This window comes from Streptomyces sp. NPDC041205 (assembly GCF_055591765.1).
This window is the reverse complement of record NZ_JBVIZH010000011.1, coordinates 175,616-198,232: the sequence shown is the minus strand read 5'-3', so window position 1 is coordinate 198,232 and position 22,617 is coordinate 175,616. Positions and strand designations below refer to the sequence as shown.

Below are 22,617 nucleotides of genomic sequence, written 5' to 3'. Positions count from 1 at the left end.
GGTCCGGGATGTCGACTTGTCGCTGATCGGGTCGGCTGTCTGTCCGCGCCCCGGGGCGTCGCCCGCGCCGGGGCGCGCGCCGACCGGAACGGGATGCTCCGCCGCAGCCGGAACCCCGGCGACTCGGACTGCAGGGCCGCTCCCACGTTGCGTGCCGCCGTGTGGTCCAGCATCTCCGGTACGCCGTCGGGGCCGATCCGCACCGCCTCCGCGTCCGGCGCCGCCGGGGCGGACGGAGCGGGACCGGTCGTGCCGGACGGCGCGAGATCCGCCAAGGCGGACGGCGCGAGATCCGCCGGAGTGGCCCGTTCCGCCGCCCGCGCCGACCTCATGAGCCGACTTCGATCACGACCTTGCCCAACGCGTGGCCGGTCTCCACCGCGCGCAGGCCCTCGCCCGCCCGGTCCAGCGGGTACGTCGCCGTGATCTGCGGCCGGAGCACACCGGCGGCGGCGAGTCCGGCCACCGCCTCCAGGGTGGCGGCGTCCCGCGCCCGGACCACGGGGGAGCCGCCCAGCTCGACCACGATCTGCTTCCCGCCGGCCGTGATCAGCTTCGTGCGGTCGGCCACCAGCTCCGCCACCGTCCGCAGGTGCTCCCCGCCGACCAGGTCGAAGACGCCGTCGACGCCGTCCGGGGCGGCGGCACGGATCCGCTCCACCAGGCCGGGCCCCGACGCCACATGGACCGCGCCCAGCGACTCGACGACGTCCTTCTTGGCCTCGCTCGCCGTACCGACGACGCGCAGCCCCAGATGGCGGGCGAGGCGCACCGCGTTCCCGCCCACGCCGCCCCCGGCACCGGTGACCAGCAGCGTCGCCCCGGCGGGCAGCGCGAGCTGACGCACCCCGTCGTAGGCGGTGGCCGCGGCGACCGGCAGCGTCGCGGCCTCCGCGAAGGACAGGCCCTCGGGGACGTGCGCGGCGACGGCCACGGGAAGGAGCGTGTACTCGGCGTACCCGCCGGTGAGCGTGGACCCGAACACCGCGTCCCCCACGGCGAACCCCTCGACGCCGGGACCGGTCCGCTCCACCACGCCCGCGGCCTCGCTGCCGAGCACCTCGGGCAGTTCGGCGGGCGCCTGCCCCGGCCTGCGGTAGCCGCCGCGCAGCTTGTGGTCGACGGGGTTGACGCCCGCCGCCCGCACCGCGACGAGCAACTGCCCCGGTCCTGGCTCGGGCGGCGCCCGGTCGATCAGGGCCTCCACCTCGGGACCGCCGTGCCGGGTGAATACGTACGCCTTGGCCATCTGTCCCTCGCTCCGTTCCCTGCGTCCCGCGCGCCCCGTGGCGCACGGCGCACCCCAACGATCACAGAGAACAAGGCCGCAGGGCCGCTCCCGCATTCCTGGCCGGGGGAGAGTTCACGAGCCCGCAAAGCGCACGCGCCGCCCCGGGGCCGGCGGCACCCTCCTGGCGCGAGCACCACACCGACCGGACCCGGCACCCGCGGTTGTCCCCGCCGACATCTCGCCGACACGGCACCGCCCGCCTCTTCCGTAAGCCTTGGCCGCTTGACACACTTCACCCGCTCACGTCCCCCCACATCACGCGAGGTCATATCCCCATGCCTGAACTGAACCGGCGTCGCTTCATGCAACTGGCCGGTGGCGCCGCCGCCTTCGCCGCGCTGAACGAGAGCATCGCCCGCGCGGCCTCGCTGCCCGCGAAGCGCCGCACCGGCACCATCAAGGACGTCGAGCACGTCGTGGTGCTGATGCAGGAGAATCGTTCCTTTGACCACTATTTCGGGACGATGAAGGGCGTACGCGGCTTCGGTGACCCGCGTCCGGTGACGCTGCCCAGCGGCAAGCCGGTCTGGCACCAGCAGGGCGGCGGCAAGGAGGTCCTGCCCTTCCACCCGGACGCCGACGACCTCGGCATGCAGTTCATCGCGGGCCTGGACCACGACTGGGCGGGCGGCCACCGGGCGTTCAACAACGGCGCGTACGACCAGTGGATCCCGGCGAAGTCCGAGCGGACGATGGCGTACCTGAAGCGGGACGACATCCCCTTCCACTACGCGCTCGCCGACGCCTTCACCGTCTGCGACGACTACCACTGCTCGTTCATCGGGGCCACCGACCCCAACCGCTACTACATGCTGACGGGCCACGTCGGCAACGACGGCAAGGGCGGCGGCCCGGTCCTCGGCAACCAGGAGGCGGGCTACGACTGGACGACGTACGCCGAGCGCCTGGAGCAGGCGGGCGTCTCCTGGAAGGTCTACCAGGACATCGGTGACGGCCTGGACGCGGCCGGCCACTGGGGCTGGATCGACGACGCCTACCGCGGCAACTACGGCGACAACTCGCTCCTGTACTTCAACAAGTACCGCGGCGCCAAGCCCGGCGACCCGCTCTACGACAAGGCCCGCACCGGCACCAACGCCAAGGCGGGCGACGGCTACTTCGACATCCTGAGGGCCGACGTGCGGGCGGACCGGCTCCCGCAGGTGTCCTACATCGCCGCGCCCGAGGCCTTCTGCGAGCACCCGAACTGGCCGGTGAACTACGGCGCCTGGTACATCGCGCAGATCCTGGACGCGCTCACCTCCAACCCGGCGGTGTGGGGCAAGACGGCGCTGTTCCTCACGTACGACGAGAACGACGGCTACTTCGACCACGTCGTGCCGCCGTACGTCCCCTCCTCGGCGAACCAGGGCCTCTCCACGGTCGACACCAAGCTCGACCACTTCCCCGGCAACGCCTCGTACGGCGCCGGGCACTACGGCCTCGGTCAGCGCGTCCCGATGCTCGTGATCTCGCCCTGGAGCACGGGCGGGTTCGTGAACTCCGAGGTCTTCGACCACACGTCGATCATCCGGTTCATGGAGAAGCGCTTCGGCGTCCAGGAGCCCAACATCTCGCCGTGGCGCCGCGCGATCTGCGGCGACCTCACCTCCGCCTTCGACTTCAGCGGCAAGGACACCGACCCGGCGGAGCTGCCCGACACCGCTGCCTACGAGCCGCCGGACCACGAGCGCCACCCCGACTACTTCCCCAAGCCGCCCGCGAGCCCGGCGCTGCCCAAGCAGGAGCGCGGCTCCCGTCCCGCGCGTGCGCTGCCCTACGCCCCGCTGGTGGACGGCCGCGCGGACACGGCCGCCGGGAAGTTCACCCTCACCTTCGGCGGCGGCGACCAGGCGGGCGTCTGCTTCCACGTGCGCTCCGGCAACCGCACCGACGGTCCCTGGACGTACACCACGGGCGCGGGCAGGACGGTCTCCGACACCTGGAACTCGGCGTACTCGGGCGGCAGCCACGACCTGAGCGTGTTCGGCCCGAACGGCTTCCTGCGCACCTTCAAGGGCCCGGGGAAGACCGCGGGCCCCGAGGTCACCGCCCGCCACGACAAGGCGACCGGCAACCTCAAGCTGACCCTGACGAACGCGGGCGCCGCCGACTGCAACCTCACGGTCACCAACGCCTACGGCGGCCGCAAGGAGACCTTCAAGGTCAAGCCGGGCGCCACGGTCCAGCACACCGTGGACCTGCGCGCCAGCAAGCGCTGGTACGACCTGACCGTGGTGTCCGACACCTCCGCCGGCTTCCTGCGGCGCCTCGCCGGGCACGTGGAGAACGGTCAGGCGGGGGTCAGCGACCCGGCGATCGCCACGGTCTGAGGCACGTCATCGTCTGAGGCGCGCCACGGTTCGAGGCACGCGCCCGCGGCGGCCGCTGCCCCGGGGCTCCCCGCTCCGGGCAGCGGCACCGCCGCCGCCCGCGCCGCGGAAAAAGGTCGAACGCCCTGCTCGGCGCGGCGTTAGCATGCGGGAGCATGACGGACACCCCACGCCCCCAGGGCGCCCCGGAGAAGCCCGTCCTCGACGGTCTCGAGGAGAAGTGGTCAAGGCGCTGGGACGAGTCAGGTGTACACGCCTTCGACGCGGAGCGGGCGCGCACGGCACCCCGGGACGAGCTGTTCGCCATCGACACCCCGCCGCCCACGGTCAGCGGCTCCCTGCACGTCGGACACGTCTTCTCGTACACGCACACCGACACCGTCGCCCGCTACCAGCGCATGCGCGGCCGGAACGTCTTCTACCCCATGGGCTGGGACGACAACGGCCTGCCCACCGAGCGCCGCGTCCAGCACCACTACGGCGTCCGCTGCGACCCCGCGCTGCCCCACGACCCGGACTTCACCCCGCCCGCGGCGCCCGGCAAACGGCAGATCCCGATCTCCCGGGAGAACTTCATCGAGCTGTGCGAGCGGCTGACCGCGCGGGACGAGCAGGCCTTCGAGGACCTGTGGCGCCGCCTCGGCCTGTCCGTGGACTGGTCGCGCACCTACCGGACCATCGGCGCGGAGGCGCGCGCCACCTCGCAGCGGGCCTTCCTCGCCGACCTCGCCCGCGGCGACGCGTATCTCGCCGAGGCGCCCACCCTGTGGGACGTCACCTTCCGCACGGCGGTCGCCCAGGCCGAACTGGAGGACCGGGAACGGCCCGGCGCCTACCACCGGCTCGCCTTCCGCGCCGCCGACGGCCATGGCGTCCCGGTCGAGACGACCCGTCCCGAACTGCTCCCCGCGTGCGTCGCGCTCGTCGCGCACCCCGACGACGAGCGCCACCGCGACCTCGTCGGCACGACCGTCCGCACCCCGCTGTTCGACGTCGAGGTCCCCGTCCTCGCCCACCGGCTCGCGGCGCCCGACAAGGGCACGGGCATCGCCATGGTCTGCACGTTCGGCGACACCACGGACGTCGTCTGGTGGCGTGAACTGCGCCTGGCCACCCGGCCGGTGATCGGCTGGGACGGTCGCTTCCGCGCCGAGCCGCCGAGCGGCGTCGACGCGCCGGACGCCGTGGCCGCGTACGCCGAACTCGCGGGCGCCACCGCCCACACCGCGCGCGAACGGATCGTCGCGCGCCTGCGCGCGCACGGCGAGCTGCACGGCGAACCCCGGCCCGTCACGCACGCGGTGAAGTTCTTCGAGAAGGGCGACAAGCCCCTGGAGATCGTCACCACCCGCCAGTGGTACGTCCGCAACGGCGGCCGCGACGAGGGCCGCAGGGCCGAACTCCGCGCGCGGGGACGGGAGCTGGTCTGGCACCCGCCGCACATGCGCGTGCGCTACGACCACTGGGTGGACGGTCTCAACGGCGACTGGCTGATCAGCCGTCAGCGCTTCTTCGGAGTCCCCATCCCGCTCTGGTATCCCCTCGACGGCGACGGCACCCCCGACCACACCCGTCCGATCGTCCCCGACCCGGCCACGCTGCCCGTCGACCCCAGCGCGCAGACCCCGCCCGGCTACGACGCGTCCCAGCGCGGCGAGCCCCACGGCTTCACCGGCGACCCGGACGTCATGGACACCTGGGCCACCTCGTCGCTCACCCCGCAGATCGCCGGACGGCAGCTCGCCGACCCGGAGCTGTTCGCCCGCCTCTTCCCGATGGACCTGCGCCCGCAGGCCCACGAGATCATCCGCACCTGGCTCTTCGCCACGGTGCTGCGCGCCCACACCGGACACGGGACGCTGCCCTGGCGGCACACGGCGATCTCCGGGTGGATCCTCGACCCCGACCGCAAGAAGATGTCGAAGTCGAAGGGCAACGCCGTCACCCCCGACGACCTGCTCCGCACGCACGGTTCGGACGCGGTCCGGCACTGGGCGGCTAGCGGCCGGCCCGGCACCGACACCGCCTTCGACACCGGTCAGATGAAGATCGGCCGACGGCTCGCGACGAAGCTCCTGAACGTCGGGAAGTTCGTCCTGGGCTTCGAGGCGACGGACGCGGCCGTGCGCGAACCGCTGGACCGGGCGCTGCTCGCCGACCTCGCCGCCACCGTCGAGGAGGCGACGGCCGCCTTCGACGACTTCGACTACACCCGGGCGCTGAGCCGCACGGAGACGTTCTTCTGGCGCTTCTGCGACGACTACGTGGAGCTGGTCAAGGCCCGCGCCTACGGCGACCACGGCGGCGCGGCCGCCCGCGACTCCGCCCGCGCGACCCTGCGGACCGCCCTGGACACGGTGCTGCGGCTGTTCGCGCCGATCCTGCCTTTCGTCACCGAGGAGGTCTGGTCCTGGTACGCGCCGGGGTCGGTCCACCGGGCCGCGTGGCCGTCGGCGGAGGAGGTGCTCGCGGGGGCGCGGGGCGGCGAGGGGCCCGGCCGGGCCGAGGGCGGTCCGGACGGCCGGGAGGCGGGTGACCCGGACGGGAGTGTGCTCGCGACGGCCGCCGAGGTCATCGCCGGGGTGCGCAAGGCCAAGTCCCTCGCCAGGCTCTCGATGCGGGCCGAGATCGCGACGGTCGTCGTGCGCGGACAGCGGGGCGCGCTCGACCGGTTCGCCCTCGCCGCGGCGGACGTGCGGGCGGCGGGGCGCGTCGGTGAGGTGGTGCTCGAAGTGGCGGACGGGGCGCTCGCGGTGGAGGTCCTGAGTTAGCTCCGGCGCCGTCGTGGTGCCGGGGCCGGTGGCGGTTCCGGAAGCGCGGGCACCGCTCCGGCCTGCGGAAAGTCCGCTCCTGGGGCTGGCGGGGGCCGGGGTGGTTCGAGGTAGTGTGCCCGGGTGACAACGCATTCGAACACTCCTGCAGGCTGGTACCCGGACCCCAAGGGCGCCTCCCAGCTCCTCCGCTGGTGGGACGGCTCCCAGTGGACCGACCACACGAACCAGGCCCCGCAGGACGCGACGGCCCAGGCGGCCGCGCAGGGCCAGCAGGTCCCGCAGCAGCCGGGGCAGGCAGCCCAGTTCAGCAAGGCCCAGGCCCCTGCCCAGGCCGTCCCCGCCGCCCCGGCCGCGGACCCCGCCAGGGTCCAGCGCCAGGTGCAGCAGCAGGCCGGCGTGAACCCCACCTCGCAGGGCGGCGGCACGCTGTTCAGCGAGCCGGTCCTGGTGGTGAACCAGAAGGCCAAGCTGATCGAGCTGACGAACGAGTACAGCGTCATGGACCAGTCGGGCAACCAGCTCGGCTCGGTGGTCCAGGTCGACCAGAGCGCCATCAAGAAGGTGGCCCGCTTCGTCTCCAGCATCGACCAGTTCATGACGCACAAGCTGGAGATCCGGGACGCGCACGGCACCCCGCAGCTGCTCATGACCCGGCCCCGGAAGTTCATGAAGTCGCGGGTGATCGTGGAGCGGCCCGACGGCCAGGTGGTCGGTGAGATCCTCCAGCAGAACGTCATCGGCAAGATCAACTTCGCGATGAACGTCAACGGCCAGCAGGTCGGCGCGATCAAGGCGGAGAACTGGCGCGCCTGGAACTTCTCGATCGTCGACCAGTCGGACAACGAGGTCGCCCGGATCACCAAGACCTGGGAGGGCCTCGCCAAGACGATGTTCACGACCGCGGACAACTACGTCCTGCAGATCCACTACCAGCTCCCGGACCCGCTCCTGAGCCTGGTCGTGGCGACGGCCCTGACCGTCGACACCGCGCTCAAGCAGGACTCGCGCGGCCTCGGCTGAGCAGCGGCCTCCGGGCCGACGGGTCCGGGGGCCGCAGGGCACGTACACGTACGACGAAGCGACCGCTCCCCGACGAGGGCGCCCCGGTGCGGGGCCCGCTCGCTGGCGGGGGCGGTCGCTTTCGTCGTACGCCCTTGTCGCGTCCTCGCCCTACGGCCCCGGTCTACGTCCGCAGGGAAGTCGCTGGTTCGGGCTGGAGGGGGATCGAGGGCAGGTAGTCGGCCGCCGTGTCCGGTGTGAGGACGGGGCCAGGCGCGGGAACGGCTGCCGGTTCGGGTGCCTGTTCCGGCCCGCGCGCGGCGGTGGTCTGCGGGGACCGGGTGAGGACCACGACCCCGTACGCGGCGATCAGTGCCCCCGTCGCGGCGAGGAGCACCCCGCCCGCGCCGCCCCGCAGCCGCTCGCCGAGCAGGGCGATGCCGATGGCCGCCGCGGCGACGGGGTTGGCCAGTGTCACGAGGGCGAGGGGCGCGCCGAGGCCGCCGCGGTACGCGGTCTGCGACAGCAGCAGCCCGCCCACGGCGAACGCGGCGACGAGCAGCGCCACCACCACGACCTGAGCGTCGAGCACCGGCCCCGAGCGGTCCGTCGCCGCGACCGTCACGGTCTGCGTGAGCGCGGACGCGACTCCGGAGGCGAAGCCGGACGCGGTCGCGTGCCGCAGTCCGGGTCGGGTGCCGGGCCGGGAGAGCAGGCCGACGACGGCCATCGTCACCCCGGCGACCGCCACGGCCTCCGGCAGCGACAGCGTGTCATCGGGCTCAGGACCGGACGCGGTGAGCAGCAGGACGCCCAGGCCGATCAGGGTCAGGCCCGTGCCGCGCCACTCCAGCGGGGAGACCCGCCGCCCGGCCAGGCGCGCGCCCAGCGGCACCGCGGCCACCAGCGTGAGCGCGCCGAGCGGCTGTACGAGGGTGAGCGGACCGAACTTCAGCGCCGCGACGTGCAGCAGCGCCGCCGAAGCGTTGAGGCCGACCGACGCCCACCACGCGCCACTGCCCAGGAGCCGTGTCACCCGGCCGTCCGTGTCGGCCATGCGCACGGCCAGGCGCTGCTGGGCGACGGCGGCGGTGGCGTACGCGGCGGCGGAGACGAGGGAGAGGAGGACGGCGAGCAGGGTGGCGCTCATCGGCCGGCTCCGGAGGTGGAGGGAACGGGGGCGGGGGTGGCCGCGGTGGCGGACGAGGCGGCCGGGGCGACCGGCTCGCGTGCGGGGAGCGCGGGCGCTACGGATGGCGTCCTTGACCACACGGGTGTGGGCCTCGCTGTCGGGGCGGACCTGCGTACGATCCGGGACCGGGCCGGGTGCGGCGGCCGGATCACGGCCAGCGCGATGCCGAGCAGCGCGGCCGCGGCGAGGGCGTCGAGCCAGTAGTGGTTCGCGGTGCCGACGATGACGAGCAGCGTGAGCAGCGGATGCAGCAGCCACAGCCAGCGCCACCGGGAGCTGGTCGCGACGATCAGGCCGACGGCCACCATCAGCGCCCACCCGAAGTGCAGCGACGGCATGGCGGCGAACTGGTTGGCCATCGAGTCGGTCGCGGGCTCGGCCGCGTACACCGAGGGCCCGTACTTCTGTGCCGTGTCCACGAGGTGCGCCGCCTCCAGGAGGCGCGGCGGCGCCAGCGGGAAGGCCAGGTGCAGCGCGAGCGCGGCCGCGGTGAGCGCGGCGAGGATCCGCCGGGCCCAGACGTAGTGCCGGGGGCGGCGCACGTACAGCCACACCAGGAAGAGCAGCGTCGCCGGGAAGTGCACGGTCGCGTAGTAGGTGTTCGCGACGTGGACGAGGCTGTCGCCGCTCAGCAGGACGTCCTGCACGGAGCCCTCGCCCGGCAGGCGCAGGAACCGCTCGGTGTCCCAGACGCGGTGGGCGTTGCGGAACGCCTCGGCGGTATGGCCGTTGGCGAGTTGCCTGCCGAATTTGTAGACGAGGAAGAGTCCGACGACGAGGAGCAGCTCGCGCGCGAGCGGCGGCCGGGCAGGGGTGTCCGGTCGTCCGGAGGTTATCTCCGGCTCCTGTTCTGCAGGCTCGGTGCGGGAATCCATCCGCCGGCCCCTTTGCATGACGACTGGGTGGTGCGGTGATGAGTGACTCCCTGTTGTTCCACTCATCGATACGCCAGTGTACCGATACGGGAGCGTACCGGTACACTGGCGTATCGGTAGGGTCCGCGGGAAGCGACCGAGCGGGCCGCCGCACCGAGGAGACGAGAGATGACGCCGCGGGAACGGATTGAGGAGCACCTCTGCGAGCAGGTCGCGATGTCGCGCCGCTCCAAGATCACACCCGAGCGTGAGCAGGAGTTCTACGACGCGGTCCTCGACCAGCTCCGCGAGTGCGGCTATGAGGCCGTGACCATGGAGGGCGTCGCCGCGCGTACGCGCTGCAGCAAGTCCACGCTCTACCGCCAGTGGAAGACGAAGCCCCAGTTCGTGGCCGCCGCGCTGCGCGCCAACCGGTGCGTGCGCTTCGCGGGCATCGACACCGGCTCGCTCGCCGGCGACCTGCGCGCGGCGGCGCGCGCGGCCGCCGCCTGGGCCGGGCGCGACACCATGATCGTGCAGGCGCTCAGCCACGCGGTCCAGCAGGACGAGGACCTTCAGCGTGCGCTCCGAGAGGCGCTGGTGGAGCCGGAGGTGCAGGCCGTCGACGGCTTCGTCGCGCGGGCCGTGGCGCGCGGGGAGATCGCCGCGGGCCACCCGGCGGCGGAGTTCGTCACGGTCCAGCTCTTCGGCGTGCTGCGGGCTCGGCCGCTGGTGGAGGGCGAGGACGCGGACGAGCGTTATCTGGAGCGGTTCGTGGAGGCGGTGCTCCTGCCGGTCCTCGGACTGAGCGAGGGCCCCGCCCGCCCGGCCGCGGGGGAGACCCCGGCCACCTGAGCGTGGGCCCGGTCCGCAGGATGACCGGACGGGGCCCGCAGAGCGCCGCACCGTGGGGACGGGGGCGGCGCGCGACGAGAAGCCGGGCGTACCGATCGCGATCGGTACGCCCGGCTTCTCGTGTTCACGCGCGGCTTCGCGTGCTTCTCGTGTACGGTCCCTCGCCCGCAGCCGTCCCGCGCCCGGCCGTCAGACCTGCTGGCCGTCGCCTCCGCCGCCCCCGCCGCGGGACTCCTTGATGCCCTTGGTGATCTGGTCCATGTACGACACCGACGGGGCGTCGTCGTGGTCGTCGATGCCGAAGCGGACGATCACCATCGTCATGTCGTCGGCGGGCGACTTGAACGCGAGCGACTGCACATAGCCGTCCGGGCCCTTGCGGTTCACGGCCTTCCAGCGAACCAGATAGCCCTTCTGCCCGGCCACGGTCACCGACTTCGAGGCGAGCTGCTTGTGGGACACCAGCTTGCCGCCGTAGATCTTGCCGCCGTACGACTCCTCGGCGTTCTTCTCGATGTCGGCCTTGGCCGCCGCCTCGGGGCTTGTCTCCCTGACCTTGAAGCTGCTGGCGGGAGCGGAGAAGGCGCCACCGCGCACGCACACCTTCGCGCCGTCGCCGGGGCACGGGTACTTGCCCGTGGTGACGCCCGCGCCGAGGCTGCCGGACTTGCCCTCCCAGCCGTCCGGGACCGGCATGCTGATGCCGCTCGCCGTGTCGGCGGCGAACCCCTCCTCGGCCTGCGGGGCGCCGTCGGACGGGCCGGGCGAGGGGGAGCCCTCGGGCTTCTCGGGGCCGTCGTCGCCCTTGCCGGGCTTCGAAGGCCCGGAGGACGCCGGGGTCTTGGCGGTGTCATCGCCGTCATCGTCGTCGCCCGCGGTCAGCGCGTACACGCCGCCGCCGATGCCCGCGAGCACCGCGAGGGCCACCCCGACGACGACGGCCGTGCGCGCCCGGCGCCGTGGCGCCTGCGGGGGCTGTTGGGGGAAGGCGGGCGAGCCGCCCGGAGCGCGGACGGCATCCGTCCACATGGTCCCGTCCCACCATCGCTCGGACGGCGGGGCACCAGGTATCTGCCCGGGGTCGGGATACCAGCCCGGGGGAGTCGCGTGCGTCATGGGCGTCAGCGTAAGAGCAGCGCCTGAAAGTCGGATGAGAGGGGTCGGTGGAAATCGGCCAAGTGCGGCCGGAGCGGGGTTCAGTGACCGTCGACGACCAGCCGCGTCGGCGCCTGCGCACCGCCGAGGAGGCCCCCCGGCCACAGCCCCGCGCGCCCCGGGGTGATCGAGCCGAGCACGCTCGGATGCCGGGCGCCCGTGCTCGCCGCGACGGTGCCGGGCAGGCCGTGCGCCGTCAGGAAACCGAGCACCGCGAAGGCGTACGCCTCCTTCGCCGCCGACGCGAGCCCCAGCTCGTCGGAGCCGCGCACGGGCACGTCGGGCCCCAGCTCGGCCCGCACCATCGCCATCAGCGTGGGATTGCGGATCCCGCCGCCCGACGCCACCACCTCGCTCGCCTTCGCCGCGCGCACCGCGTCGGCGACCGTCACCGCCGTGAGCCGGGTGAGCGTCGCGACGACGTCCTCGGGGGCAAGGTCCTCGTACCCGGAGAGGGCCCGGCGCAGATAGTCCGGGTGGAAGAGCTCCTTGCCCGTCGTCTTCGGGGCGGGCAGCGCGTAGTACGGCTCGGCGAGCAGCCGGGCGAGCAGGCCCTCGTGCACGGTGCCGCGCGCGGCGATGCCGCCGTCCCTGTCGTACGTCAGGCCCCGCTCGCGGCCCTGCGGCGTCCACGCGCGGACCGCCGCGTCGATCAGGGCGTTGGCCGGGCCGGTGTCGAAGGCCGTGCCGTCCGGGGCGGTGATGTTGGCGATGCCGCCGAGGTTCAGGGCGACGGGGGTGCCGGGGCGGCCGCGCAGCCACATCTGGTCCACGAGGCTGACGAGCGGCGCGCCCTGGCCGCCCGCCGCGACGTCCCGCGGCCGGAAGTCGGCGACCACCGGCAGCCCCGTGGCCTCCGCGATCCACGCGGGCTGCCCGATCTGCAGCGTGCCGCGCACCTGCCCCTCGTCCACCCAGTGGAAGACGGTCTGCCCGTGCGAGGCGACCAACTCGGCGCGGCCCCCGCACAGTTCGCGGTCGGCCTCGGTGGCGGCCGCGGCGAAGGCCTGGCCGATGCGGGTGTCGAGGCGGCACACGGCGGCGAGGGTGGTGGCCGCCGGGGGCAGCGCGGCGGTCAGGGCCGCGCGCAGCTCGTCGTCGTACGCGCGGCTGATCAGGCCCAGCGGTGTCAGACGGAGGCTTTCGCCGTCGAGGGTGAGGTCGACGGCACCGGCGTCGATGGCGTCGTGGGAGGTGCCGGACATCAGGCCGATCACTCGCATGGGTCTCTGTCTCTCACTGGCGGGGTGGGGTGCGCCGGGGCGGCGTGAGGGTGCTCTTCCCCCGGGGGCCCGGAGTTAAAGGTGCCGCGGGGCGGGGCCTGGGTCCAGTGGTGTCCGGCCCAGATCGGAAATGCGTTTCGCCGTGAGCGGCCGAAGGCTAGTGTTCCGCGGGCGATCACCGTGAGGAGTCTGGGCATGCCCGGTCGTTCCCGCACGCGTTGACCTTGTTGCCGTGAGGCCCGTCATCGCGTGCTGCCCCTGAGTGTGCGGCACAGCGAGCCCTTCCCTGCCTGTACTCCGTGATTCTTGGGGCGCTTGTGCCGTCGTCTTTCTCTCCCGCTGTGTCCGAGTCTGCCGAGTCCGAGTCCATGTCGGGGCCCGAGTCCGGGTCCGGGCCCGCCGGGTCCGTGCCGACCAGCCTGTGGCGGGACCGTGATTTCCGCCGCCTGTGGCTGGGGCAGACGGCCTCCCAACTCGGCGAACACCTCAGCCTGGTGGTCCTGCCGCTCATCGCCGTGCTCACCCTGCGCGCGGGCGCCGGTGAACTGGGTGCCCTCCGTGCGGTGGGGCAGGCCCCGATCCTGCTGTTCTCGCTGCTCGTCGGCGCCTGGGTGGACCGGTGGCACGCCCGCACGGTGATGGTCCGCGCGGACGCGGCCCGGGCCCTCGCCCTGGGCGGACTGGCCGTGGCCTGCCTCCTGGGCGGGGTCGGTCTGCCGCTGCTGTTCGTCGTCGCCTTCGCCGTCGGCACGCTGTCCGTGTTCTTCGACGTGGCCTACCAGGCCTCTCTCGTACGTCTCGTGGCGCGCGACCACCTCGTACGCGGCAACAGCGCGCTCGAAGGCAGCAGGTCCGCGGCCCAGGTCGGCGGGCCCGCCCTCGGCGGGGCACTGGTGTCCGTGCTCGCGGCGCCCTGGGGCATCGCGTGCGCGGCGGTGTTCTTCGGGGTGTCGTTCCTGGCGATCAGGGGAATTCGGCGCCATGAATCGGCTCCGCGGGATCTCGTTCCGGTGGTATCCGTGTGGCAGGAGTCCGTTGCGCAGGAGTTCGTTGCGGGGGAGCCTCCGTCGCGCGAATCCGTTCCGGCGGAACCCCTTGAGGAGCGCGCGGAACGGCCTCCGCGCATCCGGCGCCAGATCCTCGACGGCCTGCGCTTCGTAGTCCACGACGCCGCCCTGCGCACCGTCGGCCTCGCCTCGGCCGCCTTCCAGTTCTCCCTCGCGGCCCTCATGACCGTGTACCTGCTGTTCCTGCCCCGCGAACTGCACCTGCCGGGAACCGCCGTCGGCCTCGCGCTGGCCGCGATCGGGCCGGGCGCGCTCCTCGGCTCGCTGCTCGCCGCCCGCCTGCCGCGCCGGTTCGGCCACGGCAGGGTGCTCGTGGCCGCGGCGGCACTCGGCGACGGCGTGCTCCTGTGCGTGCCCGCGCTGCGCGGCCCCGCCCCGGTGACCGTCCCCGTGCTCCTGGCCGTCAACTTCGTCTTCGGGGCCTTCGGCCAGCTGGTGAACGTCACGGTCATGGCCGTCCGGCAGGCCCTCACCCCGGACGGCATGCAGGGGCGCGCTACCGCGACGATCACCTTCTTCGGCATGGGCCTCACGCCGCTCGGATCACTGCTCGGCGGCTGGCTCGCCGAGGCGTACGGGCTGCGGACCGGCCTGCTGGTGGCCGCCTGCGGGATGCTCCTCTCGCCGGTGCTGATGGGGTTCTCGCCGTTGGCCCGGTTGGGGCGGACGCTTCCTGGAAGGGGCTGATGCTTCCGGGGGCGGGTACGAGGCCGAAGCCTGCGGGGAGTGGGGTTCCGGGTACGCGATGGTGGCCGCCCGCACAGCGTCGGGACGGGGCCGCCCACGTGCGACGCGAGCCTCACCCACCCGACACCACCCGCTCCCGCCACTTCCCCACGCCACCCCAAGCCCCGCGCAGGGCCCGCGCCTTGAGGAGCCACAGGGACAAGTCGTACTCGGCTGTGTACCCCAGCGCCCCGTGCAGTTGCAGCGCCGCCCGCGCCGCGCCGTACGCCGCCTCCCCGGTGGCGACCTTCGCCGCGGCCAGGTCCACCCGGGCCGCCGACCGGTCGCCGTCCCGCAGCGACACCGCCGCCCCGAACACCAGGGGCCGCGCGAACTCCAGCCCCACCAGCACATCCGCGAGCCGGTGCTTGACGGCCTGGAACGAGCCCACCGGCACGCCGAACTGCGTCCGCCCCCGCACATACGTCACGGTCCGGTCGAGCAGTGCGTACCCGACCCCCAGGCACTGCGCCGCCGTCGCCAGCGCCGCCCAGTCAAGGGCCCACCCGGCCGCGTCGGCCGCCGCGTCCCCGGACGCCACCACTTCCCCGCCCGGGAGCAGCCGGGCGAGCCGCCGCGCCGGATCGAGGGAGGCGCGCGGGTCCGCGTGGCCGGGCGCGAGCCGCACCTCCCCGTCCCCGGCGGCGAGCAGCACCGCCGAAGCGTCCGCGTCCAGTGCGTACGGCCCGGTGCCGGGGAGGGTCAGCGTCGCGCTCGCCCCACCGCCGACCAGCGTCGGCAGCGACCGTTTGGCGGGCTCCGGTATCCCGAGCTCGGCCAGGCGCGACAGGAGCGCTGTCGCCGCCACCGTCTCGACCAGCGGTCCCGGGACGGCGTGCCGTCCCAACTCCACGAACGCGACAGCCGTTTCGACCGGCAGCGGCCCCACGCCCTCGTACGCCTCCGGTGCCGCGAGCGCGAACACCCCGGCCGCGCCGAGCCGTTGCCGGAGGGCGAGACCTGCCGCGTGCTCCCCGGTGGCCCAGGACCGCGCGGCCGCCGGTGTGTCCGCCGCCGCCAGCATGCCGTCCAGCGAACGGGCGAAGTCCCGCTGCTCGTCGTCCAGGAGGAACCGCATCACCGGCGTCCCTTCGGCAGGCCGAGCAGCCGCTCGGCGATGATGTCGCGCTGGATCTCGTTCGTGCCCGCGTAGATCGGCCCGGCGAGCGCGAAGACGTAGCCTTCGGTCCAGTCGGTCGGAGGCGTCCGGTCGGGCAGCTCGGCGTGCTCCGCCCCGTTCTGCATCGACCGCCTCCAGGCCGCGTCCTCGGTGTCCTCGGTGCCCTCCGCGCTCTCCGTGCCCTCCGCGCTCTCCGTGCCCTCCGCGCTCTCCGTGCCCTCCGCGCTCTCCGTGCCCTTCAACTCCCCCTCCGCCCCCAGCAGATCCAGCGCCGTCTCGTGCACCCCGATGTCGTACTCCGACCAGAACACCTTGTTCAGGCTCGACTCCGCGCCGATCTGCTCGCCGGCCCCGAACCGGGAGGCGTTGGCCCAGGTGAACAGCTGGTACGCGCGGGCGCCGATCACCGCGTCGGCCACCCGGTCGCGCAGCGCCGTGTCGGCCGGGTCGCCGTGCGCGCGCCACTCGCCGAGCAGCCGGTCGGCCGTCGCCAGGAAGCGGCCCGGTGAGCGTAGCGTCAGGCCGCGCTCCTCACCCGTCGTCGCCATCGCGATCCGCCAGCCCTCGCCCGGCTCGCCGATGACGTCCTCGTCGGGCACGAACACGTCGTCCAGGAACAGCTCGGCGAACGCGGGCTTGCCGTCGATGCGGCCGATGGGACGCACGGTGACGCCCGCCGCGTCGAGCGGGAACATCAGATACGTCAGGCCGCGGTGCGGCCGGTCCGTGGCCGCGTCGCTGCGGAACAGGCCGAACGCGCGGTCGGCGAACGCGGCCCGGGACGACCAGGTCTTCTGCCCGTTCAGGAGCCAACCGCCAGGCACCCGGCGGGCGGTGGAGCGCAGCGAGGCCAGGTCCGAGCCCGCCTCCGGCTCCGACCAGGCCTGCGCCCAGATCACCTCGCCGCGTGTCATCGGGGGCAGCACCCGTGCGCGCTGCTCCGGCGTGCCGAAGTCGAAGAGGGTCGGCGCGAGCAGACTGATGCCGTTCTGGGAGACCCGGCCCGGGGCACCCGCCGCGTAGTACTCCTCCTCGAACACCAGCCACGTGACGATGTCGGCGCCCCGCCCGCCGAACTCCTCGGGCCACGACACCACCGACCAGCGGTCCGCGGCCAGCTCGCCCTCCCAGGCGCGGTGGGCCGCGAACCCCTCCTCGGTCTCCAGCGAGGGCAACGGGCGTGACGGCACATGCGCGGCGAGCCAGGCCCGCGCCTGCTGCCTGAACTCCTCCTCCGCCGCGGTGAATTCGAGGTCCATCCCTGGTCCGCCTCCCGCTCGGGAACCTTCCCTAACAAGTGTTTGGTAGATTATCGTGAGGGGCAGACAATCGTCGAGGGCCGGAGCGGCCGAGGGGGTGTCGGGGGATGTCAGGAGGGGGCATGACGGCAGCGGTTCCGTATGTGTCCGGGCACGGCCTGCTCGACGGCCGCACCGCCGTCGTCACGGCGGCGGCCGGAGCGGGCATCGGCGGTGCCACCGCGCGCCGCTTCCTGGAGGAGGGCGCGCGCGTCGTCCTCGGTGACGCGCACGCGCGCCGCACCAAGGAGACGGTCGAGCGGCTCGCCGACGAGTTCGGCGCCGAGCGCGTGCACGGCACGCCCTGCGACGTGACGGACGAGCCCCAGGTGCAGGCCCTTTTCGACCTGGCGGAGCGGCAGCACGGCCGCCTCGACATCGTGGTGAACAACGCGGGCCTCGGCGGCACCGCCGAGCTGACCGACATGACCGACGAGCAGTGGGACCGCGTCATCGACGTCACGCTGAACGGCACGTTCCGCTGCACCAGAGCCGCCCTGCGCCGCCTGCGCGCCACCGGCTCGGGGGGCGTCGTCGTGAACAACGCCTCGGTGCTCGGCTGGCGCGCCCAGCCGGGCCAGGCACACTACGCGGCCGCGAAGGCCGGAGTCATGGCCCTCACCCGCTGCGCCGCCCTGGAAGCCGCGCCCCACGGAATCCGGATCAACGCCGTCGCCCCCAGCCTCGCCCTGCACCCGCACCTCGCGAAGGTGACCTCCGCCGAGCTGCTCGACGAGCTGACCGCGCGCGAGGCTTTCGGCCGTCCCGCCGAGCCCTGGGAGATAGCCAACGTCATCGTTTTCCTCGCCAGCGGCTACTCCTCGTACATGACGGGGGAGACGGTGTCGGTCAGCAGCCAGCACGCCTAGGCGGAGAATGACCGTGTGCCGAAACAGAAGCAGTCCAGCGACACCAGCACCAGCGAGAAGCCGACCGACGTCCGTAAGCCGACGACGGGGGCCAAGCGGGCGGCCGCCGCCGAGCAGGCCGCCGGCGGCAAGAAGAAGCCCCCGGTGACCCCCTCGCCCGAGCGCCGCGGCGAGCTGCTCAGGATCGCCGCGGACGTCTTCGCCGAACAGGGCTACAACGCCACCACGGTCCGCAAGATCGCGGACGCCGCGGGCATGCTCGCGGGCAGTCTCTACTACCACTTCGACTCCAAGGAGTCGATGCTCGAAGAGATCCTGCGGACGTTCCTGACCGAGCTGTGGGACGGGTACGACAGCGTGCTGTCCGCGCCCCTCGGCCCCCGCGAGACCCTGGAAGCCCTGGTCACCGAGTCCTTCCGGGAGATCGACCGGCACCGCTCCGCCGTCGCGATCTACCAGAAGGAGTCCAAGCACCTGGTCGCCCAGACCCGGTTCGAGTACCTGGTCGAGTCCCAGCAGCGGTTCGAGAAGGCCTGGCTGACGACGCTGGAGCGCGGCGTCACCGACGGCGTCTTCCGCGCCGACCTGGACATCCGCCTGGCCTACCGCTTCGTGCGCGACACCGTCTGGGTCGCCGCGTCCTGGTATCGCCCCGGCGGGGGCCACAGCCCCGACGAGATCGCCCGCCAGTATCTGTCGATGGTCCTGGACGGCATCTCCGTACGCACCTGACACCGCGCCGTCGCCGCACGGCGCCAGACCGCGAGGAGTACGCAGCCATGGCCGAGGCCTACATCGTCGAGGCGGTCCGCACCCCCGTCGGCAAGCGCGGCGGCGGCCTCGCCGCCGTGCACCCCGCAGACCTTGGCGCCCACGTCCTCAAGGCGCTCATCGAGCGCTGCGGCGTCGACCCGGCAGCCGTGGACGACGTCGTCTTCGGCTGCCTGGACGCCGTCGGACCGCAGGCCGGGGACATCGCACGCACCAGCTGGCTGGCGGCCGGACTCCCCGAGGAAGTGCCCGGCGTGACCGTCGACCGGCAGTGCGGTTCCTCGCAGCAGGCCCTGCACTTCGCGGCCCAGGGCATCCTCTCCGGCACTCAGGACCTCGTCGTCGCGGGCGGCACGCAGAACATGTCCATGGTCCCCATCGCCTTCGCCTCCCGGCAGGCCGCCGCACCGCTCGGCCTGACCGACGGCCCCTTCGCGGGCAGCGAGGGCTGGCGCGCCCGCTATGGGGACCTGCCCGTCAACCAGTTCCACGGCGCCGAGCTGATAGCCGGAAAATGGGGCATCTCCCGCACGGACATGGAGGAGTTCGCGCTCGGCTCCCACCAGCGGGCCCTGCGCGCCATCGACGAGGGCCGCTTCGACCGCGAAGTCGTCCCCCTCGCGGGCGTCACCGCCGACGAGGGCCCGCGCCGCGACACGACAGCCGAGAAGATGGCGTCCCTCAAGCCCGTCATGGACGGCGGCAGCATCACCGCCGGCTGCTCCTCGCAGGTCTCCGACGGCGCCGCCGCCCTGCTCCTCGCCGGTGAACAGGCCGTCCGTGACCACGGGTTGACGCCCCGAGCGCGCGTCCACCACCTGTCCGTGCGCGGCGAGGACCCCATCCGGATGCTCTCCGCACCCATCCCCGCCACGGCACACGCCCTGAAGAAGACCGGCCTGACCCTCGACGACATCGACCTCGTCGAGATCAACGAAGCCTTCGCGCCCGTCGTCCTCGCCTGGCTGAAGGAAACCGGCGCCGACCCCGCCCGCGTCAACGTCAACGGCGGAGCCATCGCCCTGGGCCACCCCCTCGGCGCCACCGGCGCCCGCCTCATGACGACCCTCCTGCACGAACTGGAGCGCACCGGCGGCCGGTTCGGCCTCCAAACCATGTGCGAAGGAGGTGGGCAGGCCAACGTCACAGTGATCGAACGCCTGTGAAGCCCCGCCTGCCGACCGACCGCGCGTCCCGGCGCCACCGCGCCGCGCCCCGCACGCGATTGCCCGGCAGCCTGGCATATGACCGTCTGTCACCCATGCGGGACTAGCTGCGCGGACCGTGCTCCGCGACAGCCCCGACCCGGCTAGGCTCGACTTCTGTACGTCGATTGAGCGACCCCGGGAGGTAGCGCGATGACGCAGGGACGGCCCGGAGGTGGTGGCACCTGGGCCCCGCTGTGGGAGCGCGACGCGGAACTGGCCGCAGCCGAAGGCGCGGTGTCCGCACTGTGCTCGGACCTGACGACCGAGGGCGGCCTGCTCGTCTACAGCGGCGAGGCAGGCATCGCCCAGGGCCGTGCCACGGTCCTCGCGGCCCGCGGCGGCGAGACCGTGGCCGAGGTCCCCTTCAACGTCGTACGACAACTCCTGCAACCCGTCCTCGTCCAGCTCAGCCCCGAAGAGGGCCGCGAATATCTGGGCGACTGGTACGAGATCGCCGGACCCGCCCTCGGCATCACCGAGCCGGGCAGCGGCCGCCCCGACCCGCAGGCCGTGTGCGACGGCCTCGTCGACGTGGTCGCCCGCCTCTCGCGGCTGTACTGGCCGCTGGTCCTGATCGTCGACGACGCGCACTGGGCCGACCAGGAGACGCTGCGCTGGCTCGCCGCGTTCGCCGAGCGCCTCGACGACCTGCCCACCCTCGTCGTGGTCGCCCACCGGCCCGGCGAGGCCACCGGCGAGGGGGCCCGCCACCTCGCCCGGATCGGCGCGACGGCCCTGCCCACGACCCCGCTGCGCGCCCTCACCCCGGACGCCACGGCGGGCCTCACCCGCGCCACCCTCGGCGAGCACGCCGACGCCCCGTTCTGCCGCGAGGTCTGGGCGGTCACCGGCGGCAATCCGTACGAGTCCGTGGAACTGCTCGCCAAGGTGCAGGACAGCGAGCTGGAACCGGTCGAGAGCTCCGCCGCCGAACTGCGGGACCTCAACCGCTCCGCACGCGGCCGCGGCCTCGTCGCCCGCCTCGAGGACCTCGGCACCGACGTGACCCGGTTCGCCTGGGCCGCCGCGATCCTCGGCCCCGCGGTCTCCACCGAACTCGCCGCCTCGCTCGCCGGGATGCCGTACGACGACGCCGCTCGGTGCGCCGAGCGGCTCCGCGCCGCCCGCATCGTCACCAGCGGCGAAGCGGGCCTGGAGTTCGTGCACCCGCTGATCGCCACCGCCGTCTACGAATCGATCCCGAACGCCACCCGCACCGCGATGCACGGCCGGGCCGCCTGGGCCGTCACCCGCTCCGGGCGCGGCGCCGCCGCGGCCTCCCGGCACCTCCTCGAAGTCCACCCGGACGACGACCCGGAACTCGTCCAGCACCTGCGCGACGCCGCCACCGAACACCTCGCGGTCGGCGCGCCCGACGCGGCCCGCCGCTGCCTGGAGCGGGCCCTGCGCGAACCGCCCCGGCCCGACGTGCACGCCCGCGTGCTCTACGAACTCGGCTGCGCCACCCTGCTCACCTCACCCGTCACCACCATCGGGCATCTGCGCGAGGCCCTGTCGATGGCCGGGCTCAGCCAGCAACTGCGCGTCGACGCCGTGTGCAGGCTCTCCCAGGCCCTGGTCCACAACGACCAGCTCGGTGAAGGCCTGCGCGTCATCGACGAGGAGGCAGCGCGGCTCCCCGACGGCCCCGCCCGGCTGCGGCTCCAGGCCGTGCACTACATGTGGGAGGGCATCCACGCGGGCGAGGAGGACTCGCCGGGACGCTCCCGGCGCCTCGCCGCGCTCGCCGGACCGCTGACCGGCCGCGACAACGCCGAGCGTGCGCTGCTCATCCTGCGCGCCTTCGACGCCATGACGCGCGGCGAGAACGCCGAAGAGGTCGTCGAGCTGTGCGACCGCGCCCTCGTCAACGGCCGGCTCGCGCCCGGACTCGGCTGGACCGACGCCGAGTGGAGCTTCGAGCTGCGCCTGATGCTCGGCAGCTCCTACGCCTTCGCGGACCGGCTCGACCGCGCGGAAAGCCTGTTCACCGAGGCCGTGAAGGCGTACGAGACCGCGGGCTGGAGCGGCGGACACCTCGCCCTCGCGCACGCCTTCCTCGGCTATGTGCACCGCAGGCGCGGACGGCTCAGGGACGCCGAGAAGTCGCTGCGCGAGAGCCTGCGGCTCGCCGACCGCGTGGGCCAGGGCGGACTGCCCATGCACTGGGAAGCCGCCAGCATGCTCATCGACACCCTGCTCGCCCGCGGCCACGCGCTGGAGGCCAAGGCCGTCGCCGACCGCTACGGCTTCGCGCCGCCGTCCGCGTCCACGATCTACGTCCCCGACGCCATGTCCGTACGCGGACGGCTCCTCCTCGCGCTCGGCCACACCGAGGAGGGCCTGAACGAACTGGAGGCCACCGCCAAGGCGTTGACGGCCCGCGGCCAGTACAACACCGTGCTCGCGCCCTGGTCGTACGACCTCGCCCGCGCGCTCGCCGCCGAGGACCCGCGGCGTGCGGGCGACCTCGTCGCGGACGCGCGCGTGCAGGCCGAGCGGTTCGGCACGGACACCGCGATCGGCGAAGCGGTGCGGTGTGCGGCGTCGCTGGAGACCGGGTCGCGGGCCGTCGCCCTGTACGCCAAGGCCGTCACGTATCTGGAGGCCTCGCCCTGCCAGTACGAGCACGCCGTGGCCCGGGTCGAGTACGGGATCGCCTCGGGCGCCGCGGAGGAGCTCGAGCGGGGGCTCGCTCTCGCCCGGGCCTGCGGGGCCGATGGGCTTGCCGCCCTGGCCGAGCGGGAGTTGGCCGGGGTGTAGGGCCCTGCGGGTGTGGGGGGGGGGGGAGGGAGGAGAAGAAGCGAGGGGGACAAAAAAAGGGAGGAGGAGGAAGAAAACAAAAAAAAACAGAGAAAGAGAAAAAAAAGAAGGAAAGGAAA

16 protein-coding genes are annotated in these 22,617 nt (G+C 73.4%); 9 read left to right on the top strand and 7 right to left on the bottom strand.

Features of this window, described 5'->3' with window-relative positions:
- Nucleotides 1–328 precede the first annotated feature (328 nt).
- Nucleotides 329–1,249 (bottom strand): NADP-dependent oxidoreductase, encoded by a 921-nt coding sequence (locus tag ACZ6BG_RS34375; protein ID WP_469008898.1) that lies wholly within the window; start codon nt 1,247–1,249, stop codon nt 329–331.
- A gap of 317 nt (nt 1,250–1,566) precedes the next feature.
- On the opposite strand from ACZ6BG_RS34375, the gene ACZ6BG_RS34370 reads away from it, so the two are divergent.
- The 3 genes from ACZ6BG_RS34370 to ACZ6BG_RS34360 all read left to right on the top strand — a co-directional run bounded on the left by ACZ6BG_RS34370 (nt 1,567) and on the right by ACZ6BG_RS34360 (nt 7,418).
- Complete coding sequence (locus ACZ6BG_RS34370) at nt 1,567–3,624, top strand: phosphocholine-specific phospholipase C (protein WP_469008893.1); 2,058 nt, start codon at nt 1,567–1,569, stop codon at nt 3,622–3,624.
- A gap of 155 nt (nt 3,625–3,779) precedes the next feature.
- Nucleotides 3,780–6,395: a valine--tRNA ligase gene (valS, locus tag ACZ6BG_RS34365; RefSeq protein ID WP_469008890.1), complete on the top strand. Its 2,616-nt coding sequence runs from the start codon at nt 3,780–3,782 to the stop codon at nt 6,393–6,395.
- A gap of 123 nt (nt 6,396–6,518) precedes the next feature.
- Nucleotides 6,519–7,418, top strand: coding sequence for an LURP-one-related family protein (locus ACZ6BG_RS34360; protein ID WP_469008886.1), 900 nt, complete (start codon nt 6,519–6,521; stop codon nt 7,416–7,418).
- A gap of 163 nt (nt 7,419–7,581) precedes the next feature.
- Here ACZ6BG_RS34360 and ACZ6BG_RS34355 read toward each other — a convergent pair whose 3' ends face one another.
- Together ACZ6BG_RS34355 and ACZ6BG_RS34350 are read right to left on the bottom strand one after the other, a co-directional pair.
- On the bottom strand, nt 7,582–8,547 hold the full coding sequence (locus ACZ6BG_RS34355) for a DMT family transporter (RefSeq protein ID WP_469008884.1): 966 nt from the start codon (nt 8,545–8,547) through the stop codon (nt 7,582–7,584).
- Complete coding sequence (locus ACZ6BG_RS34350) at nt 8,544–9,464, bottom strand: phosphatase PAP2 family protein (RefSeq protein ID WP_469008882.1); 921 nt, start codon at nt 9,462–9,464, stop codon at nt 8,544–8,546. Before ACZ6BG_RS34350 ends, ACZ6BG_RS34355 begins: the two co-directional genes overlap by 4 nt.
- Nucleotides 9,465–9,632: 168 nt before the next feature.
- Between ACZ6BG_RS34350 and ACZ6BG_RS34345 the strand changes: the two genes are divergently transcribed.
- Nucleotides 9,633–10,298: a TetR/AcrR family transcriptional regulator gene (locus tag ACZ6BG_RS34345; protein ID WP_469008880.1), complete on the top strand. Its 666-nt coding sequence runs from the start codon at nt 9,633–9,635 to the stop codon at nt 10,296–10,298.
- A gap of 189 nt (nt 10,299–10,487) precedes the next feature.
- Here the strand turns inward: ACZ6BG_RS34345 and ACZ6BG_RS34340 are convergent, their stop codons facing one another.
- Together ACZ6BG_RS34340 and ACZ6BG_RS34335 are read right to left on the bottom strand one after the other, a co-directional pair.
- Nucleotides 10,488–11,414, bottom strand: a complete 927-nt coding sequence (locus ACZ6BG_RS34340; protein WP_469008878.1) for a DUF2510 domain-containing protein — start codon at nt 11,412–11,414, stop codon at nt 10,488–10,490.
- A gap of 80 nt (nt 11,415–11,494) precedes the next feature.
- Nucleotides 11,495–12,676: an anhydro-N-acetylmuramic acid kinase gene (locus ACZ6BG_RS34335; RefSeq protein ID WP_469008877.1), complete on the bottom strand. Its 1,182-nt coding sequence runs from the start codon at nt 12,674–12,676 to the stop codon at nt 11,495–11,497.
- Nucleotides 12,677–13,044: 368 nt separating this feature from the next.
- Between ACZ6BG_RS34335 and ACZ6BG_RS34330 the strand changes: the two genes are divergently transcribed.
- A complete protein-coding gene (locus tag ACZ6BG_RS34330) occupies nt 13,045–14,430 on the top strand; it encodes an MFS transporter (protein WP_469009010.1) in 1,386 nt (461 codons plus the stop codon).
- Nucleotides 14,431–14,542: 112 nt separating this feature from the next.
- On the opposite strand, the gene ACZ6BG_RS34325 is transcribed toward ACZ6BG_RS34330, so the two are convergent.
- Nucleotides 14,543–15,547, bottom strand: coding sequence for an acyl-CoA dehydrogenase family protein (locus ACZ6BG_RS34325; RefSeq protein WP_469008874.1), 1,005 nt, complete (start codon nt 15,545–15,547; stop codon nt 14,543–14,545).
- Nucleotides 15,547–16,848 (bottom strand): acyl-CoA dehydrogenase family protein, encoded by a 1,302-nt coding sequence (locus ACZ6BG_RS34320; protein ID WP_469008871.1) that lies wholly within the window; start codon nt 16,846–16,848, stop codon nt 15,547–15,549. Before ACZ6BG_RS34320 ends, ACZ6BG_RS34325 begins: the two co-directional genes overlap by 1 nt.
- A 122-nt stretch (nt 16,849–16,970) precedes the next feature.
- Here ACZ6BG_RS34320 and ACZ6BG_RS34315 point away from each other — a divergent pair, with 122 nt between their 5' ends.
- From ACZ6BG_RS34315 to ACZ6BG_RS34300, 4 genes are all read left to right on the top strand, one after another.
- Nucleotides 16,971–17,756, top strand: coding sequence for an SDR family oxidoreductase (locus ACZ6BG_RS34315; RefSeq protein WP_468454861.1), 786 nt, complete (start codon nt 16,971–16,973; stop codon nt 17,754–17,756).
- A gap of 144 nt (nt 17,757–17,900) precedes the next feature.
- On the top strand, nt 17,901–18,488 hold the full coding sequence (locus ACZ6BG_RS34310) for a TetR/AcrR family transcriptional regulator (RefSeq protein WP_468483579.1): 588 nt from the start codon (nt 17,901–17,903) through the stop codon (nt 18,486–18,488).
- 47 nt (nt 18,489–18,535) lie between these two features.
- Nucleotides 18,536–19,693: an acetyl-CoA C-acetyltransferase gene (locus ACZ6BG_RS34305; protein WP_469008868.1), complete on the top strand. Its 1,158-nt coding sequence runs from the start codon at nt 18,536–18,538 to the stop codon at nt 19,691–19,693.
- 192 nt (nt 19,694–19,885) lie between these two features.
- The gene (locus ACZ6BG_RS34300) at nt 19,886–22,498 is read left to right on the top strand and encodes an ATP-binding protein (protein ID WP_469008863.1); all 2,613 of its coding nucleotides are present in this window, start codon (nt 19,886–19,888) and stop codon (nt 22,496–22,498) included.
- The last annotated feature ends 119 nt before the right edge of the window (nt 22,499–22,617 follow it).